This is a genomic window from Nocardioides marmoraquaticus, from assembly GCF_054777915.1.
Window position 1 is genome coordinate 25517 of the sequence record NZ_BAAHAA010000023.1, and the last position, 17985, is coordinate 43501.

Annotated in this window: 15 protein-coding genes; 5 read left to right on the forward strand and 10 right to left on the reverse strand. The window is 71.9% G+C overall.

All coding sequences use genetic code 11. From position 1 onward, the window contains the following. The first annotated feature begins 23 nt into the window (after positions 1 to 23). Complete coding sequence (locus ACYU8I_RS15400) at positions 24 to 842, forward strand: YidC/Oxa1 family membrane protein insertase (protein ID WP_460842454.1); 819 nt, start codon at positions 24 to 26, stop codon at positions 840 to 842. Positions 843 to 980: 138 nt separating this feature from the next. Here the strand turns inward: ACYU8I_RS15400 and clpB are convergent, their stop codons facing one another. Further along, positions 981 to 3578, reverse strand: coding sequence for an ATP-dependent chaperone ClpB (clpB, locus tag ACYU8I_RS15405; RefSeq protein ID WP_460842455.1), 2598 nt, complete (start codon positions 3576 to 3578; stop codon positions 981 to 983). Between the two features lie 266 nt (positions 3579 to 3844). Here clpB and ACYU8I_RS15410 point away from each other — a divergent pair, with 266 nt between their 5' ends. After that, complete coding sequence (locus ACYU8I_RS15410; RefSeq protein ID WP_460842458.1) at positions 3845 to 4615, forward strand: response regulator transcription factor; 771 nt, start codon at positions 3845 to 3847, stop codon at positions 4613 to 4615. A 15-nt stretch (positions 4616 to 4630) separates the two neighbouring features. Here ACYU8I_RS15410 and ACYU8I_RS15415 read toward each other — a convergent pair whose 3' ends face one another. The 6 genes from ACYU8I_RS15415 to dnaK all read right to left on the reverse strand — a co-directional run bounded on the left by ACYU8I_RS15415 (position 4631) and on the right by dnaK (position 11414). Further along, a complete protein-coding gene (locus tag ACYU8I_RS15415) occupies positions 4631 to 5542 on the reverse strand; it encodes an Abi-alpha family protein (RefSeq protein WP_460842459.1) in 912 nt (303 codons plus the stop codon). Beyond that, positions 5539 to 6852, reverse strand: a complete 1314-nt coding sequence (locus ACYU8I_RS15420; protein WP_460842461.1) for a hypothetical protein — start codon at positions 6850 to 6852, stop codon at positions 5539 to 5541. The genes ACYU8I_RS15415 and ACYU8I_RS15420 overlap by 4 nt, the downstream gene beginning before the upstream one ends. A 339-nt stretch (positions 6853 to 7191) precedes the next feature. Beyond that, positions 7192 to 7614, reverse strand: a complete 423-nt coding sequence (locus tag ACYU8I_RS15425) for a heat shock protein transcriptional repressor HspR (protein ID WP_460842463.1) — start codon at positions 7612 to 7614, stop codon at positions 7192 to 7194. Next, positions 7614 to 8771 carry a molecular chaperone DnaJ gene (gene dnaJ, locus ACYU8I_RS15430; RefSeq protein WP_460842466.1) on the reverse strand — a complete coding sequence of 386 codons (1158 nt, stop codon included), beginning with the start codon at positions 8769 to 8771 and terminating at the stop codon, positions 7614 to 7616. The genes ACYU8I_RS15425 and dnaJ overlap by 1 nt, the downstream gene beginning before the upstream one ends. 97 nt (positions 8772 to 8868) lie before the next feature. Continuing rightward, positions 8869 to 9540 (reverse strand): nucleotide exchange factor GrpE, encoded by a 672-nt coding sequence (gene grpE, locus ACYU8I_RS15435; RefSeq protein ID WP_460842468.1) that lies wholly within the window; start codon positions 9538 to 9540, stop codon positions 8869 to 8871. After that, positions 9537 to 11414, reverse strand: coding sequence for a molecular chaperone DnaK (dnaK, locus tag ACYU8I_RS15440; protein WP_460842470.1), 1878 nt, complete (start codon positions 11412 to 11414; stop codon positions 9537 to 9539). The genes grpE and dnaK overlap by 4 nt, the downstream gene beginning before the upstream one ends. A 263-nt stretch (positions 11415 to 11677) precedes the next feature. Here dnaK and zwf point away from each other — a divergent pair, with 263 nt between their 5' ends. Together zwf and ACYU8I_RS15450 are read left to right on the forward strand one after the other, a co-directional pair. Continuing rightward, a complete protein-coding gene (gene zwf, locus ACYU8I_RS15445) occupies positions 11678 to 13120 on the forward strand; it encodes a glucose-6-phosphate dehydrogenase (protein ID WP_460842472.1) in 1443 nt (480 codons plus the stop codon). 36 nt (positions 13121 to 13156) lie between these two features. After that, the gene (locus tag ACYU8I_RS15450; protein ID WP_460842474.1) at positions 13157 to 14005 is read left to right on the forward strand and encodes an aldo/keto reductase; all 849 of its coding nucleotides are present in this window, start codon (positions 13157 to 13159) and stop codon (positions 14003 to 14005) included. A 76-nt stretch (positions 14006 to 14081) separates the two neighbouring features. Here ACYU8I_RS15450 and ACYU8I_RS15455 read toward each other — a convergent pair whose 3' ends face one another. Then, complete coding sequence (locus ACYU8I_RS15455) at positions 14082 to 14609, reverse strand: hypothetical protein (RefSeq protein ID WP_460842476.1); 528 nt, start codon at positions 14607 to 14609, stop codon at positions 14082 to 14084. A 235-nt stretch (positions 14610 to 14844) separates the two neighbouring features. Between ACYU8I_RS15455 and ACYU8I_RS15460 the strand changes: the two genes are divergently transcribed. Beyond that, entirely contained in the window at positions 14845 to 15801 is a 957-nt protein-coding gene (locus ACYU8I_RS15460; RefSeq protein ID WP_460842478.1) for a type IV toxin-antitoxin system AbiEi family antitoxin domain-containing protein, read from the forward strand. Positions 15802 to 15889: 88 nt separating this feature from the next. On the opposite strand, the gene ACYU8I_RS15465 is transcribed toward ACYU8I_RS15460, so the two are convergent. Further along, complete coding sequence (locus tag ACYU8I_RS15465; RefSeq protein WP_460842480.1) at positions 15890 to 16915, reverse strand: ABC transporter ATP-binding protein; 1026 nt, start codon at positions 16913 to 16915, stop codon at positions 15890 to 15892. Continuing rightward, positions 16912 to 17985, reverse strand: a complete 1074-nt coding sequence (locus ACYU8I_RS15470) for an ABC transporter ATP-binding protein (RefSeq protein ID WP_460842519.1) — start codon at positions 17983 to 17985, stop codon at positions 16912 to 16914. Before ACYU8I_RS15470 ends, ACYU8I_RS15465 begins: the two co-directional genes overlap by 4 nt.

The window sequence follows — 17985 nt, forward strand, 5'->3', positions numbered from 1 at the left end:
CCCCACCCCCCAGGAGCACCACCGTGTCCGTCCTCGATCCCGTCACGCACGCCCTCGCCGCGGTCCTCGCGACCGCCCACTCCGCACTCTCCTCCGCCGGTCTCGATCCCGCCTCCGGCCTGACCTGGGGCCTCGCGCTCGCCGCCGTCGTCGTGGTGGCTCGGCTGTGCGTGCTGCCGCTCGTCGTGCTCGCGGTGCGCTCCGCCCACGCCGCGGCGCGGGCCCGGCCCGACCAGGAGGCGCTGGCCCGGCGCTACCGCGGCCGCCGTGACCCCGACGCGCTGCGCGAGCACCTGGCCGAGCGCCGCCGGGTCGCCCGTGAGCACGGCGTCTCGCGGCTCGGCTGCCTGCCCGCGCTGGCCCAGCTGCCGGTGTGGGTCGGGCTGTTCCAGCTGGTCTCGCACGCCGCCGCCGGCCTCCCGACCGGGCTGCTGGACGCTGCACTGGTGGCCTCGTTCGGGGCGGCGACCCTGGCCGGCGTACCGCTCGCGTCGTCGGGCTACCTCGGCGGCGGACCGACGCGCTTGGCGGTGGTGGCGGCGCTGGCCGCCACGGCCGCCCTGCTGTCGTACGTCACCCAGCGGGTCTTCGTCGCGCAGAACACGCTGCCGCTCGCCGTGCCCGACGGCGCCCGGCCCGCGCTGGCCGAGGCGATGACCAGCACCCAGCAGCTGCTGCCGCTGGCCTCCGCCGCCGGCCTGCTGCTCGCCGGCGCCGTCGTGCCCGTCGCCCTGCTCGTGCTGTGGGTGGCCCACCAGACCTGGACCCTCGGCTGGTCGGCCGCGGTCTGGCGGTTCGCCCCCACCCCCGGCTCGCCGGCTGCCGCGCGGCGGGCGCGCTGAGGCGTCGTACCAGGAGTCACAGGCGCACCACTGGAGCACCTCGTTCTGACTGGATCGGCCCTGATCAAGGCCGATCCAGTCAGAAGTCCCCGGTTCACCGGGGACTTCGCGGACTTCGCCAGGCGACTGCGGTCCGCGTCACCCCACCGCCAGCACCAGGTCGTCCGCCCCCTCGGGGCGGTCGACGGTGACGGTATGGCCGTCGGTGACCTCGCCGCTGATGAGCAGGCGGGCGAGGGGGTCGCCGATGGCGGTCTGGACGAGGCGGCGCAGCGGGCGGGCGCCGTACGCCGGGTCGTAGCCCTCCTCGGTGAGCCAGGCCCGGGCGGCGTCGGTCACCTGCACGGTGATGCGGCGCGGGGCGAGCCGGGCGTCGAAGGCGGCCAGCTGCAGGTCGACGATGTGGGCGAGCTCGTCGCGGCCGAGGGCGTCGAACATGACGATCTCGTCGAGCCGGTTGAGGAACTCCGGCTTGAAGGAGCCGCGCACCACCGCCATCACCGCGTCGTGCCGCTTCTCGGTGTCGAGCAGCGGGTCGCCGAGGGCGGCGTCGACGAGGTAGGCCGACCCCAGGTTGCTGGTGAGGATCAGCAGCGTGTTGCGGAAGTCGACGGTGCGGCCCTGGCCGTCGGTCAGCCGGCCGTCGTCGAGCACCTGGAGCAGCACGTCGAAGACCTCGGGGTGGGCCTTCTCGACCTCGTCGAGCAGCACCACCGAGTAGGGCCGACGGCGCACCGCCTCGGTCAGCTGGCCGCCCTCGTCGTAGCCGACGTAGCCGGGCGGGGCGCCGACGAGGCGGGCCACCGAGTGCTTCTCGGCGTACTCGCTCATGTCGATGCGCACGATCGCCCGCTCGTCGTCGAAGAGGAAGTCGGCCAGCGACTTGGCCAGCTCGGTCTTGCCGACGCCCGTGGGGCCGAGGAAGAGGAAGGACCCGGTGGGCCGGTCGGGGTCGCTGATGCCCGCGCGCGAGCGGCGTACGGCGTCGCTGACCGCCGCGACCGCGCGGCGCTGGCCGATCAGCCGCTCGCCGATGATGTCCTCCATCCGCAGCAGCTTGGAGGTCTCGCCCTCCAGCAGCCGACCGGTGGGGATGCCGGTCCAGGCCTCGACCACCTCGGCGATCTCGGCCGGGCCGACCTTCTCGTTGACCATCGGGTCCTCGACGGTCCCGACGCTCTCGGCGGTCTCGATCTGCTGCTCGAGGGTGGGGATGCGGCCGTAGAGGATCTCGGAGGCGGCGGCGAGGTCGCCCTGCCGCTGCAGCCGGTCGGCCTCGACGCGCAGGTCGTCGATCTGGGCGCGCAGCTCGCCAGAACCCTCGAGGGCGGCCTTCTCGCGCTCCCAGCGGGCCTCGAGCCCGCGCAGCTCCTCCTCGCGGTCGGCGAGGTCGGCGCGGAGCCGCTGCAGCCGGTCGGCGGACGCGGCGTCGGTCTCGCGGTCGAGCGCGAGCTCCTCCATCCGCATCCGGTCGACGGCGCGACGCAGCTGGTCGATCTCGACCGGGCTGCTCTCGATCTCCATGCGCAGTCGCGACGCCGCCTCGTCGACGAGGTCGATGGCCTTGTCGGGCAGCTGCCGCCCGGAGATGTAGCGGTCGGAGAGCATCGCGGCGGCCACCAGCGCGGCGTCGGTGATCTCGACCTTGTGGTGCGCCTGGTAGCGCTCCTGCAGCCCGCGCAGGATCGCCACGGTGTCCTCGACGCTCGGCTCGCCGACGAAGACCTGCTGGAAGCGCCGCTCGAGGGCGGGGTCCTTCTCGATGCGCTCGCGGTACTCGTCGAGCGTCGTCGCGCCGACCAGCCGCAGCTCGCCGCGCGCCAGCATCGGCTTGAGCATGTTGCCGGCGTCCATCGCGGAGTCGCCGCCCGCGCCCGCACCGACGACGGTGTGGATCTCGTCGATGAAGGTGATGACCTGCCCCTGGGCCGCGGTGATCTCCTCGAGCACGGCCTTGAGCCGCTCCTCGAACTCGCCGCGGTACTTCGCCCCCGCGACCATCGCCGCGAGGTCCAGCGACAGCAGCCGACGACCCTTGAGCGAGTCGGGCACGTCACCGTCGACGATGCGCTGGGCGAGCCCCTCGACGACGGCGGTCTTGCCGACGCCGGGCTCGCCGATGAGCACCGGGTTGTTCTTCGTGCGGCGCGAGAGCACCTGCACCACCCGGCGGATCTCTGAGTCGCGTCCGATGACCGGGTCGAGCCGACCCTCCTCGGCACGGGCGGTGAGGTCGACGGCGTACTTCTCCAGCGACTCGTACGACGCCTCGGCGTCCTGGCTGGTGACGGTGCGGCTGCCCCGCACCGCGGTGATCGCGGCGCGGACCGCGCCCTCGGTGACGCCGTGCTGCGCGAGCAGCGACCGGACCGGGCTCTCGACGACGGTGAGCGCGAGCAGCAGCACCTCGGTCGCGACGTAGTCGTCGCCGAGCCCGTCGGCGAGCTCGAGCGACTTCGCCAGCACCCGGGTCAGGCCACCGCTCGCCCCCGGCGCCTGCACGCTGCTGCCGCTGACCTGGGGCAGTCCGGCGACGGCGCGTGCGACGGCCAGCTCGACGGCCGCGGTGTCGACGTCGGCCTTCGACAGCAGCGAGCGCGTGATGCCGCCCTCCTGCTGCAGCAGCGCGTCGGCCAGGTGTGCCGGCTCGACCTGCGGGTTGCCGGTGTTGACCGCCAGCGTGCTGGCGGCGTTGACGACCTCGACGCTGCGCGAGGTCAGCTTGCTCGCGTCCACTCTCTTCCCCTCCGGGCTCAGGCGGGGCTCGACCGCCGGGCCCCACGACGTGTGCAACTCCCACAGAGTTGAGTCTGTTCCCCTCAACTTTGACACACGTCCGGCACTGCGACGACCTCGGGCCCAGCGTGGCGCGAAGCCCGGCTTGCCGCGTTTCGCCTGGTGTGAGCGTCGGTCCTGGTTGACCTCTTGATCGGTTTGCCCACGCGATGGCGGTGGTCCGCCTAGCCTCGGACGCGTCCCGTCGAGCAGAGGAGGTCGTGTCCGTGAGCGCTGTGCCCCAGCCGGAGGTCGTGCGCGTCGTCCTCGTCGACGACACCACCGACCTGCGCGAGCTGCTGCGCTTCGCCCTCGAGCAGCACGAGTTCCGCGTGGTCGGCGAGGCCGGCGACGGCCGCACCGGCCTCGAGGTGGTCCGCGAGACGCAGCCCGACCTCGTCCTGCTCGACCTGGCCATGCCGGTGATGGACGGCTTCGAGGCGCTGCCGCTGGTGCTCGGCGCCTGTCCCGACGCCGTGGTGCTGGTGCTCTCCGGCTTCGACGCCGCTGCGACCGGCGCCCGGGCGTGTGCCCTCGGGGCGCACGGCTACCTCGAGAAGGGCTCGTCGCTGCGCGCCACCATCGCCCAGGTGCGCGAAGCGGTCGCCCAGGCGCAGCCCGCGGCCCCTCACCTCAGCGTGGTCGACGGCGCGGTGCCCGACGACGCCACCCCCTCCTGCGGTGCCGCGCCCGACCTCAGCGTGGTGCCGAGCGCCCGCACCGAGGCGGTCGGTGTCTCCCCCGCCTGGCTCGCCGCGGTGCCCTTCGGGGTCGTCGAGGTCGACGCCGACACCCTGACCGTGCGTCACGCCAACCCCGCCGCCGAGCGCCTGCTGGGCGCCGTACCGGTCGGCAGCGGGCTGCACGAGCCCCTGCCCGAGCTGGCGCTCGTCGAGGGCACCCAGCAGGTGCGCCGCGACGGTCGGCCGCTGGGCATCACGCTGACCCGCACGCCCGACGCGCTCGTGCTCGTCGTGGCGCCGTCGACGGAGCCCTGAGGGGCGACGGCCCCGTCAGTCCTCGGGCACCTGGTGCGCCGGCAGGCCGGCGACCTCGGCCTCGTCGACGAGGCAGGCCCGGCAGAAGCCGGTGCCGAACGGCGTGAGGTGGATGCTGCGCCGCACCACCTTGGGAAAGCGCACCCGGTGCATCGCGTCGAGCACGTCGGGCTGCGCCTCGACCACCTGGTACTGCATCGGGTCGTCGAGCTGCTCGCGGGAGAACCAGATCAGCCCGAGGCGGAACAGGTTGTTGAGGTACGCCGGCACCTCGTCGGGGTAGCGCAGGCCTGCCCGACCGCCGATCATCGACATGCCCGGCGCGACCAGCGCCGAGCTCACCAGCCCGACCGGGCCACCGGTGCGCACGTCGACCGACGGCTGTGGACCGCCGCGCAGCAGGAGCAGCAGGATGCGGGCCTCGTCGGGGGCGAGGTCGTCGAGGATGCGGCCGTACGCCGGGTGCACCTCCGGGTCGCTCCACACGTCGCGCGAGCGCTGCAGGAGGTCCTCGCCGCGCTCGCGCAGCGTGCGGTCGCGCTCGCGCTCGACCGGCGTCGGGTCGGCGGCGGAGATGACGACGTTGCTGAGCTGCTCGGTGGCCTCGAGCAGCGCCCTCGGCACGGGCACGCCGGCGGCGACCGCGCGGGCCACCTCGCTGACGGTGCGCGACGCCTCGGCCACGTCGTGGGCGACGCCCTGCACCAGCTCGCCCGCGGCGTCGCGGTCGGTGAGGGCACGCGCCAGCAACCGGCCCGAGCGCACCCCCGAGCCGATCGACCAGGCGGCGGAGCGGGCGGCAGCGGTGGCGGCGATGCGCGCCACGCCGGGCAGGGCCTCGGCGGTCTCGCGCAGTGCCGGCTGGGCGTCGCGGCGGTGACCGTCGCGGCTCGTGACCTCGCGGGGGCCGGGACCCTCGACGCTCATGACGGTCCTCCCGTACCCAGCAGCGCCAGGTGCAGGAGGCCGCCGCCGAAGCCCATGATCGCGCCGTGGGCGTACAGCATCCACTCGTCCTCCTTGATGGCCGAGCGCATCATCTCCACGAAGTCCCGCGGCGGGAGCTCCTTGGTGCGCCGGGCCACGAGGGCGTTGATCTTCTCGGCCTGCTGCTTGCTGAACTCAGGGTCCTTGAAGGCGCCGCCGGTGCGCTGCACCGCCTCGGTGGCCACGGCCTCGCGGATGTTGTCGAACTGGCGCGGCCCGACCGCGACCCGCACGGCGCCCCGCACGGGCCCGGCGGCGTTGTCGATCGCGGGGCGCATCGCGTCGGCCAGCATCTGCCGAGTGCGGTCGCCGCGGGGACCGTCGAGCAGGAAGTCGCCGATGTTCTCGAGGGTGATGACGTCGTCGGCGATGATCCGCGCGTAGACCTCGGCGGCCTGGCTCTGCCGACGCAGGAACAACCCCTGCACCTTGATCCCGAGGATGCGGCGCGGCTCCGGCGGCTCGAAGATCAACCACATGCCGAGGGCGTTGGTGATCCACCCGACGACCACGCCGAAGACCGGCAGCACCCACCACTGCGCGATCCAGTGGTCGGCCACCGCCAGCGGGACGCCGAGGGCGAAGCCGAACACGAAGCCGAACGCCACCATCAGGTTGAGCTCGCGCTGCCCGAAGTCGCGGAAGATGCGCACCACCAGCCCGGGGTTCTGCTGGAAGTGGTTGATGACCATGATCTTGGGGTCGAGCAGCTGGTCGATGTGCTCGCCGATCTCGTCGGTCACGTTGCGCACGATGCCGGGCAGCTGCGACTGCACGCGGCGTACGACGGCCTGCCGCGCCCGCGGGGGCAGGTCGCGCCACAGCGCGGGGTGCTCGCGCCGCATGACCTGGTTGATCATCGTCGGCAGCTCGGGCTCGAAGACGGTCACGATGTGCTCGGCGATCTTCTCGGGCTCGAGCTGCTGGTAGAACTCCTTGGGCGTGCCCAGCTTGGCGATCGCCTTGTCGACGGCGATCGAGCCCATCTTGGCCGCCCGCGCCGGCACGATCCCCTGCCAGCCCAGGCCCCCCTGCAGGATGCCCGGCACCTCCTGCACCTTGCGCGGCAGCACCCGCGCGAGCTGGAGCATGCCCGGGAGACGCACCCCGTGGAAGCGCACCGGGCTGAAGAGCATCCACAGGCCCGACCAGTTGATGAGGAAGCCCACGACGCCGGTGAACACCGGGACCGTCAGCACGTGGAGCCAGTCGGCGCGCTGGAAGAGCCAGTCGACCTCCAGCGGCAGCATCCCGGCCCTCCCCTCCCCTCGCACGGCGTGCGTTGCGCTGAGGTTAACGACCAGTAGCCCTCCCGGTCACCGAGATGGCGGACACAGCCCCGACCGGCCCGCACCCGCTCCCCGAGGAGCGCCGAGCTGGGTGTCACGAGGGGCGCCCCTTCGTGGCTCGCTCCGCTCGCACCTCAGGGAGCGGAGGAGCAGCTGCGCTCGCACCTCACGGAGGGGAGAAGCAACCCCGCTCGCACCTCAGGGAGCGGAGAAGCAGCGCTGCTCGCACCTCAGGGAGCGGAGGCCCAGCTTCGCTCGCACCTCAGGGAGGGGGACAGCAGAGGTCCCCGGTCAGTGGGGTCAGCGGGGGTCGAAGGGGGTGAGGGTGCCGCGGGGGCGGAGCGCCGGGAGGTTGGGGCGCTTCTCGCGCAGCGTGCCGAGCGTGAGCTCGAGCGTGGCGGAGAGGTCGGCGACCTGCTGGCGCAGCTCGGCGTTGCGGGCGCGCAGGGCGCCGACCTGGTTCTCGAGCTCGAGGATGCGACGTACGCCCTCGAGGCCGATGCCGGCCGCGGTGAGGTCGGCGACCTCGCGCAGCAGCTCGATGTCGCGCAGCGAGTAGCGGCGACCGCCGCCGCCGGTGCGGCCGGGCGAGACCAGGCCCGCGCGGTCGTACTGCCGCAGCGTCTGCGGGTGCAGGCCCGTCAGCTCGGCGGCCACGCTGATGACGTAGACCGGGACCGTGGGGCCCGGGACGCGGTCACGACCGGGTCGACGCGTCGCCATCACGCACCGCCGCGGAAGAGCTCGGCGCGGGGGTCGTCGCCGCCGCGGGCCTCGCGGTACGCCGCCACGGCCTCGCGCACCGCCTCGGTGGGCGCGGTCGGCACGTCGACGACGACGGTGACGAGCAGGTCGCCCTTGGAGCCGTCGCGCTTGGCGACGCCGCGGCCGCGCACGCGCAGCTTGCGGCCGTTCTGGGTGCCGGGGGCGACCTTGACGGTGACCGGGGCGCCACCGAGCGTGGGCACCTTGACCTCCGCCCCGAGCACCGCCTCGTCGAAGGCGACGGGCAGGTCGAGGGTGAGGTTGTCGCCGCTGCGGCCGAACAACGGGTGCGGACGCACGTGCACGGTGACGAGCAGGTCGCCGGGCTGACCGCCCTGGCCGCCCGTCGCGCCCTTGCCCTTGAGCCGGATGCGCTGGCCGTCCTTGACCCCGGCAGGGATCCGGGCTGAGACGGTGCGGTTGGAGACGCCGCGCCCGGAGCCCTGGCAGGTCGCGCACGCCTCGTCGTAGACGAGCTGGCGACCGTGGCACTCCGGGCAGGTCTCGTTGAGCGAGAAGCCGCCGCCGGCGGTGCCGGTCACGAAGCCGGCGCCCTCGCAGGTGCCGCACACGTGGGGGCGGGTACCGGGCTTGCCCCCGGTGCCCGAGCAGGTCGGGCAGGGCGCGTCGGAGGAGAGCCGCAGCCGCAGCGTCGTGCCGTCGACGGCGTCGGTGAAGTCGATCGACGTCTCGGTCTCGACGTCGGCGCCGCGCTGGGGCCGCGTCGTACGGGTGCGGGTCGTGGTGCCCCCGCCGCGGTTGAACAGGTCGCCGAAGAGGTCGCCGATGTCGAAGCCACCGGGCCCGCCGGAACCGGGGAACCCACCGCCCCCACCGCCGAACCCGCCCGGGAAGCCCCCGGGGAAGCCGCCGCTGGCCGCGACCGAGCGCAGCTCGTCGTACTCCTTGCGCTTGCCGGGGTCACCGACGACGTCGTAGGCCTCGGCGACCGACTTGAAGCGGTCCTCGGCGGCCTTGTCACCCGGCTTCGAGTCGGGGTGGTTCTCCCGGGCGAGCGTGCGGTAGGCCTTCTTGATGGCGGCCTGGTCGGCGTCCTTGGCCACGCCGAGCGTGGCGTAGTAGTCCTTGTTGACCCAGTCGGCGTTGCCGGCCACGGTGCTCCTCCTCCCGAGGTGTCGTCAGTGATGGTGTGGTCCCGACGGGCCCGACCAGCGAGACGCTCGTCGGTCGAGCCTGTCGGGACCCAGGGTGTCAGGCCTCCGGCCCGACCACGGTGACGCGCGCGGCGCGCACGACGCGGTCGCCGATGCGGTAGCCGGCCTGCACGACCTTGTCGACCACCGTGGTGGTGACCTCGGCGCTCTGCCCGTGCATCAGGGCCTCGTGCAGGTTGGGGTCGAACTCCTCCTCGGGCGCGCCGAACTTCACCAGCCCGAGGCCGGCGACCGCACGGTCGAGGCTGTCGGCGACCGCCTTGAAACCGCCCTCGACCTCGCCGTGCTCGCGGGCACGGTCGATGTCGTCGAGCACCGGGAGCAGGCTCGTCAGCACGGTGAAGGTGGCGTTCTGCCTCACCAGCTCGCGGTCGCGCTCGACGCGCCGCTTGTAGTTGACGAACTCGGCCTGCGCCCGCTGCAGGTCGGCCGTGCGCTCGGCCAGCGCGACCTGGGTGGCGTCGGCCGGCTCCTCCTGGCGCTCGCGCTCCTCGGGCGGCAGGCCCGAGTCGGCGGTGGCGCCCGGCACCGGCTCGTCACCGGCGGGCTGGTCGGCCGGGTGGTGGTCGACCTCGTCGGCCGCGGCGTCGTCGGTGAGGGAGTCGGTGCCGGCGGCGGGACCGTCGTCGAGACCGGGCCCGGGCGTGTCACCCGGGTGGGGAGCCAGCGGCTCCCCACCCTGCTGACCTGGCTCGTGGCCGGCGGTCACTTGGTGTCGTCCTTCGGGTCGCCGTCGGCGGCGGGCTCGTCGACGATCTCGGCGTCGACGACGTCGTCGTCGCCCGAGCCGGTGGCGTCGCCCGGCTGCGCCTGCTCGTCGCCGGCGACGGTCTCGTCACCCGCGGCGGCGTACATCGCGGCGCCCATCTTCTGGCTGGACTCGCCCAGCTTGGAGATGGCGGCGGTGAAGGCGTCCTTGTCGGTCGCGTCGTCCTCGAGCAGCGCCTTGAGCGCGTCGACGTCGGTGCGGACCTCGGTCTTGACGTCGTCGGGCAGCTTCTCGTCGTTCTCGGAGAGGAACTTCTCGGTCGAGTAGACGAGGGAGTCGGCCTGGTTGCGCGCCTCGACAGTCTCGCGGCGGCGGGCGTCCTCCTCGGCGTACTGCTCGGCGTCACGGACCATCTTCTCGATGTCGTCCTTCGACAGCGCGCTGCCGCCGGAGATCGTCATCGACTGCTCCTTGCCGGTGCCCTGGTCCTTGGCCGAGACGTGCACGATGCCGTTGGCGTCGATGTCGAAGGTGACCTCGATCTTGGGCAGCCCGCGCGGGGCCGGGGGCAGGCCGGTGAGCTCGAAGTTGCCGAGCGGCTGGTTCTGCGCCCACATCTGGCGCTCGCCCTGCGCGACCTTGATCTCGACCGACGGCTGGTTGTCGTCGGCGGTGGTGAAGACCTCGGAGCGCTTGGTCGGGATGGTGGTGTTGCGCTCGATCAGGGTGGTCATGACGCCGCCCTTGGTCTCGATGCCGAGCGACAGCGGGGTGACGTCGAGGAGCAGGACGTCCTTGACCTCGCCCTTGAGCACGCCCGCCTGCAGCGCCGCACCGATCGCGACGACCTCGTCGGGGTTGACGCCCTTGTTGGGCTCCTTGCCGCCGGTGAGCTCCTTGACGACCTCGGTCACGGCCGGCATGCGGGTCGAGCCGCCGACCATGACCACGTGGTCGATCGCGGAGACGTCCATGCCGGCGTCCTTGATGACCTGGCGGAACGGCGCCTTGGTGCGCTCGAGCAGGTCGGCGGTGATCTTCTGGAACTCCGAGCGCGACAGCGTCTCCTCGAAGTGCAGCGGGCCCGCCTCGCCGTGGGTGATGTAGGGCAGGTGGATGCTGGTGGTGCTGGACGACGACAGCTCGATCTTCGCCTTCTCGGCGGCCTCCTGGAGCCGCTGCAGCGCGATCTTGTCCTTCGACAGGTCGGTGCCGTGGGCGTTCTTGAACTTGGCGACCATCCAGTCGACGACCTTGGCGTCCCAGTCGTCGCCACCGAGCAGGTTGTCACCGCTGGTGGCCTTCACCTCGACGACGCCCTCGCCGATCTCGAGCAGGGACACGTCGAAGGTGCCGCCACCGAGGTCGAAGACGAGGATCGTCTGGTCGGACTCGCCCTTGTCGAGGCCGTAGGCGAGCGCCGCCGCGGTCGGCTCGTTGACGATGCGGCTGACGTTGAGGCCCGCGATCTCGCCGGCCTCCTTGGTGGCCTGGCGCTGGGCGTCGGAGAAGTAGGCCGGCACGGTGATGACCGCGTCGGTCACGGACTCGCCGAGGTAGGCCTCGGCGTCGCGCTTGAGCTTCTGCAGCACGAACGCGCTGATCTGCTGCGGGGTGAAGTCCTTGTCGTCCAGCTTCTGCTTCCAGTCGGTGCCCATGTGGCGCTTGACGGAGCGGATGGTGCGGTCGACGTTGGTGACGGCCTGCCGCTTGGCGACCTCACCGACGAGGACCTCGCCGGACTTGGAGAACGCCACGACGGACGGCGTCGTGCGGGCGCCCTCCGCGTTGGCGATGACGGTGGGCTCTCCACCCTCGAGGACGGCGACCACCGAGTTGGTGGTACCGAGGTCGATGCCGACGGCCTTGGCCATGTCGCGCTTCCTTTCGTCGTGCGTGCGGTGCTGGGGATGTCATGGGGTCCGGACCGGCTCCCATGGGAGCCGGCGGCACTGCCTCCATGGTGCCAGGTGGTGCCAACCGGATGTCAAACAAGTTGAGTCGACGGGACTCAAGTGCTGACGTGGGGACAACGGCCCGCCCCGGGCGTTTGTTCCCCGTGCCCGAGAGTCCTGTCACCACTGCGCCGGGCGCGAGGGGCAGCGCCGTACCTGCCGGTGGTGGCAGTCTGGGAGCCATGCCGACCCCCACCACCGTCGTGCTCTTCGGAGCGACCGGCGACCTGTCGCAGCGCAAGCTGCTGCCGGGCCTGCTGCACCTGTTCGAGACCGGGCTGCTCAGCGAGGTGCAGGTCGTCGGCACCTCGCTCGACGAGCACGACCGCGACTCCTTCGTGCGGCTGGCGCACCAGGCGGTCGTCGACCACGGCGGCGAGGGCCCCGAGCCGCCCGGGTGGGACGAGTTCGCCAAGCGGCTGCACTGGGCGCCCGGCAAGGGCGGGCCGCAGGCGCTGCGCGAGACCGTCGAGCAGGCCGAGGCGCTGTTCCCGCCCGGCGAGGACGTACGCCGCCTGCACTACCTGAGCGTGCCGCCGAAGGCCGCGCTCACCGTGGTGCACGAGCTCGAGACCGCCGGGCTGGTCGAGCGCAGTCGGATCGTCATGGAGAAGCCGTTCGGCACCGACCTCGCCTCGGCGAAGGCCCTCAACGCCGAGCTGCACGAGGTCTTCGACGAGGACCAGATCTTCCGCATCGACCACTTCCTGGGCAAGGAGGCGGCGCAGAACATCCTCGCCTTCCGCTTCGCCAACGGCCTGTTCGAGCCGATCTGGCACCGCAACCACATCGACCACGTGCAGATCGACGTGCCCGAGGAGCTCGGCCTCGCGCAGCGCGGCGACTTCTACGAGAACACCGGCGCCTACCGCGACATGGTCGTCACGCACCTGTTCCAGGTGATGGCCTTCATGGCGATGGAGCCGCCGACCTCGCTCGAGCCGCACGCCATCGGCGAGGAGAAGAACAAGGTCTTCCGCTCGATGCTGCCGATCGACCCCGCCGACGTCGTCCGCGGCCAGTACGTCGGCTACCGCGACGTGCCCGGCGTGGCGCACGACTCGGAGACCGAGACGTTCATCGCGCTCAAGTGCTACATCGACAACTGGCGCTGGGCCGGCGTGCCGTTCTACCTCCGCACCGGCAAGCGGCTGGCCGAGGGCGCGCGCATCATCTCCATCGCCTTCCGCGAGCCGCCGCGGTCGATGTTCCCCACCGGCTCCGGCGTCGGCGACAACGGTCCCGACCACCTCACCTTCGACCTCGCCGACCAGTCGAAGATGTCGCTGTCGTTCTACGGCAAGCGGCCCGGGCCGGGGTTCAAGCTCGACAAGCTGTCCATGCAGTTCGCGATGCACGACACCGCGTGGGCGGGCGCGATCCTCGAGGCCTACGAGCGGCTCATCTACGACGCGGCCCGTGGCGACCGCACCCTGTTCACCACCGCCGAGGGCATCGAGCGGCTGTGGGAGGTCTCGCAGCCGCTGCTCGACCACCCGCCGGTCGTGAAGCCCTACGCCCAGGGGTCGTGGGGTCCCAACCGGATCCACCAGCTGATCGCGCCCAACGCGTGGCGGCTGCCCTTCGAGCGCACCTGGCGCGACCCGAACTCGCACGGGGTCTGACGGAATACGCCGGCCCCTCCGGGGCATCCACTAGGCATGGCAACAGTCCCGAACCTCACCCTGAACGATGGTCGCTCGATCCCGCAGCTCGGCTTCGGCGTCTTCCAGATCCCGCCGGACGAGACCGCGAAGCTCACCGGCCAGGCGTTCGAGGCCGGCTACCGGCACATCGACACCGCCCAGATGTACGGCAACGAGAAGGGCGTCGGCGACGCCGTCGCCGCCTCCGGCCTCGGCCGCGACGACCTGTGGATCACCACCAAGCTCAACAACGGCTTCCACGAGCCCGACGTCGCCAAGAAGTCGCTGCACGAGAGCCTCGAGAAGCTCGGCCTCGACTTCGTCGACCTCTTCCTCATCCACTGGCCGCTGCCGACCCGCTACGACGGCGACTACGTCTCGACCTGGCAGGCGCTCATCGACCTGCAGGCCGAGGGCCTGACGAAGTCGATCGGCGTCTCCAACTTCCAGCCCGCGCACCTCGCGAGGATCGGGCAGGAGACCAGCGTGACCCCGGCCGTCAACCAGATCGAGGTGCACCCCTACTTCGCCAACGAGGACGCCCGGTCCGCCTCGCTCGGCCAGGACACCCTCGTCGAGGCCTGGTCGCCCATCGCCCAGGGCGGCGTGCTGAAGGACGAGGTCATCTCCGCGATCGCCTCTGACGTCGAGCGCACCACCGCCCAGGTGACCCTCCGCTGGCACGTGCAGCGCGGCGACATCATCTTCCCCAAGTCGTCGTCGCCGGAGCGGATGGCCGAGAACTTCGCCATCTTCGACTTCGAGCTCACCGACGACCAGATGGGCCGCATCAACGAGCTCGACCAGGGCGAGGACGGCCGCACCGGCCCCAACCCCGACGAGTTCGACATGATCCCCGACTGAGTCGCCCCCGTAACGCCGCCCCGCCGCCCACCACGCGGCGGGGCGGCGTACTGCTGCGTGGGGGCTCTGGTCGGCCTCAGCCGACGGTGACGTCGACCTCGTTGCTGGCGACGTCGCCCTGCGGGTCGAGCACCCGGAACGTCTGCTGGCCCGTACGGCTGGTCTGGATCCAGGTCTGGAACGTGCCGGCGGTGACGTCGACCGTCACCGGGAAATCGATCCACGTGCCGGCCTCGAGCCGCTGGATCTGCAGCGTGACGTTGTCGCCGCCGCGGTAGGAGCCGGTGAGGTTGATCCGCTGGCTCACGCCGACCCGAGCCGGGCTGACGTCGAGCGACAGGGCCGTGTCGGACGCTGACTCGCTCGGCGACTCGCTGGCCGGCCCCGACGTCGGCGACGGCTCGTCGCTCGCGCCTGGGAGCGCCCTCGTCGGCAGCGGGTCGGAGGAGCTCGGCGCCCCCACCGCCGTCCCGCCCCCGTCGTCGAGCCCCAGCGCCCGGACCGTCACGAGCGTTCCCAGCCCGATCGCCACCGCGATCGCCACCAGCGCCACCAGCCCCTTGACCAGCGCCCCCCGCACCTGGTCGTCCCGGTCCTCGCTCATGTCGTCGAGGTTAGCGGTGGGGGTGGGGGCCGGCGCGAACTCCCCGGTCAGCCGGGGAATTCGTCACTTGTCGGGCGAGATCTCGGGGCACAACTGCCGAGTCAGGTGCACCAGTCCGCAACCGGCTTAGGCGTTCGTCGTCCACAGGTCCGCTTTGTCACCCGGCTGTCCACAGATGCAGTAGACCTCGCACCGCGAGCGGCGATCGCGCGATGGGCTGCGCGGCATGCGAGACGTGTTCACCACCCTGGCGTCCGAGCGCCATACCTTCCAGCGAGCAGAGTTCGTGGCACTCGGGCTCAAGGACCGAGACCTGTACCGCGGCCTGCGCGAGAAAGTGCTCCACCGTGTGCGGCAGGGCACCTACGCGATGTACGACGAGTGGCATGCGGCCAGCTCACGACAACAGCACCTGTGGCGAGCGCGGGCCGTTCTACGCACGGCAGGTGCCGACGTCGCCCTGACCTCCGTCACCGTCCTCGTCGCCATGGACAGCCCGGCGTGGAACCTGCCGCTCGACGACGTGCACTTGCTGCGCACCGACGCCCGCGCTGGACGAAGAGAAGCCGGGGTCGTGCAGCACCGTGGCAGGGTCGAGCCCGGCGACGTCCTCGCCGTCGGGCAGGAGCACTGGGTGAGCGCGGCCCGTGCCTGCGTGGAGCTGACATGGACCCGAGGCATCGACATCGAGTCGGTCGTCGTGGCGATCGACGACCTGTTGCGGCGCGGGCTCGTCACCGAGAACGCACTGTACGAACGCGCCGCGGTCAGCAAGCAAGTGCCCGGTTCCTTGAGGACTGACCTGATCATCGGGTTGTGCGACGCTCGCCGCGAGTCGGTGGGCGAGAGTCGGACGGCGTACGCCTGCTGGAAGGCCAGCCTGCCGCCCCACGTCCCTCAGCTGGAGCTGGTCGACGAGCACGGGCGGGCCTGGGCCCGGCTGGATTTCGCCTGGCCCCAGCTCGGGGTGTGGCTGGAGTTCGACGGCAAGGAGAAGTATCTGATGGACCGCCGACCCGGAGAGAGTCGTGACTCCGCCATCCTCCGGGCCAAGCGGGCGGAACGGGACCGGGAGCAGGCCATCGCGAAGGCCACCGGTTGGCGGTGTGTCCGCGTGACCTGGGCCGACCTCGAGAACCCCGAGCGGCTCGTACGGCGCCTCCGCCGCGAGGTCTTGGGCATCGCTGCTTGAACCGACTGGTCGTCCACTTTCATCAGTTGTGCACCGCGATCTCGGTGCACAACTGATGAATTCCCCGGCTGACCGGGGAGTTCGCACCTCACTCCACCGGAAAGTGGCAGGCGGCGAGGTGGGAGGGGGTGGGGCCGATCTGGAGCAGGGGGGGCTCCTCGGTGCGGCACTTGTCCTGGGCCTTGAAGCAGCGGGTGTGGAAGCGGCAGCCGGGAGGGGGGTCGATGGGGCTCGGGACGTCGCCGCGCAGCCGGATCCGCTCGCGCTCGGTACGGCGGCGGGTGTCGGGGACGGGTACGGCGCTCAGCATCGCGGCCGTGTAGGGGTGGCGGGGGTGGTCGTAGAGGTCGTCGCGGTCGGCGACCTCGACGATCTTGCCGAGGTACATCACGGCGACGCGGTCGGAGACGTGGCGCACGACCGAGAGGTCGTGGGCGATCATCACGTAGGTGAGGCCGAGCTCCTCCTGGAGGTCCTCGAGCAGGTTGACGACCTGGGCCTGGATGGAGACGTCGAGGGCGGAGACGGGCTCGTCGGCGACGATCAGTCGCGGCTTGAGCGCGAGGGTGCGGGCGATGCCGATGCGCTGGCGCTGGCCGCCGGAGAACTCGTGCGGGTAGCGGTTGTAGTGCTCGGGGTTGAGCCCGACGAGCTGCAGCAGCTCCTGCACCGCCTTCTTGACCCCGCCCTCGGGCTCCACGCCCTGCAGCCTGAACGGGGCGCCGACGATCTTGCCGACGGTGTGGCGAGGGTTCAGCGACGAGTAGGGGTCCTGGAAGATCATCTGCACGTCGCGGCGCAGCGGGCGCAGCTTCGACTCCGACAGCGAGCTGACGTCCTGGCCGTCGAGCACGATCGAGCCCGAGGTCGGGGTCAGCAGGCGAGTGACCAGCCGCGCGGTGGTCGACTTGCCGCAGCCCGACTCACCGACCAGCGAGAACGTCTCGCCGCGGCGTACGGCGAAGCTGACGCCGTCGACGGCCTGCACGGCCTGGGTCGCACGCCGCAGCAGCCCCTTGCCCTTGACGGGGAAGTGCTTGACGAGGTCGGTGACCTCGAGCAGCGGGGCGGTGTCGGCACCGGCGGCGGTGGACTGGGGGGCGGCGGACGTCATGCGAGCCTCGGGGCGATCTCGTCGGACCAGACGGAGCGACGCTGGTCGGGGGTCAGGTGGCAGGCGACCCGGTGGCCCGGGGCACCGGCGGTCCCCAGCGGCTCGGGCCGCTCGGTGGTGCACGCCGAGCCGGGCACCCGCGAGGAGAAGTCGCAGCGCGGGTGGAAGGGGCAGCCGGGCGGCACCGAGATCAGCGACGGCGGGGTGCCCTTGATCGGCAGCAGCCGCTCGGTCGGGGGCCGGTCGAAGCGGGGCATGGAGCCGAGCAGGCCCCAGGTGTAGGGGTGCTCGGGGGCGCGGAAGAGCTCCTCCGCCGTACCCGCCTCGGCGACCCGGCCGGCGTACATCACGACGATGTCGTCGGCGAGCTCGGCGACGACACCGAGGTCGTGGGTGATGATCACGACCGCGGAGTGGAACTCGCGCTGCAGGTCGCGGATCAGGTCGAGGATCTGCGCCTGCACCGTCACGTCGAGCGCGGTGGTGGGCTCGTCGGCGATGAGCAGGCTGGGGTCGCACGAGAGCGCCATCGCGATCATGGCGCGCTGGCGCATGCCGCCGGAGAACTGGTGCGGGTAGGCGTCGACCCGCTCCTTGGGCGACGGGATGCCGACGCGGTCGAGCATGTCGACGGCGTGGGCCCGCGCCGCCTTCTTGGAGACGTCGTGGTGGATCCGGTAGGCCTCGACGATCTGGTTGCCGACCGTGTAGTACGGGTGCATCGCCGACAGCGGGTCCTGGAAGATCATCGCCATCTTCTGCCCGCGGAGCTTGCGCACCTCGTCGCGCGGGGCGCCGACCAGCTCCTGGCCGTCGACCGTGATCGACCCGGAGATCACGGCGTTCTTGGAGGTGTGCAGGCCCATCACGGCCATCGAGGTGACCGACTTGCCGGAGCCGGACTCGCCAACGATGCCGAGGGTCTTGCCCTTCTCGACGGCGAAGCTCACGCCGTCGACCGACTTCACGACGCCGTCGTCGGTGGAGAAGTGCACCCGCAGGTCGTCGACCTGGAGGTACGGCGCCCCACGACCGGCGGGCGGGTCGGCGGGCTGGAGGGACTCGGTCAG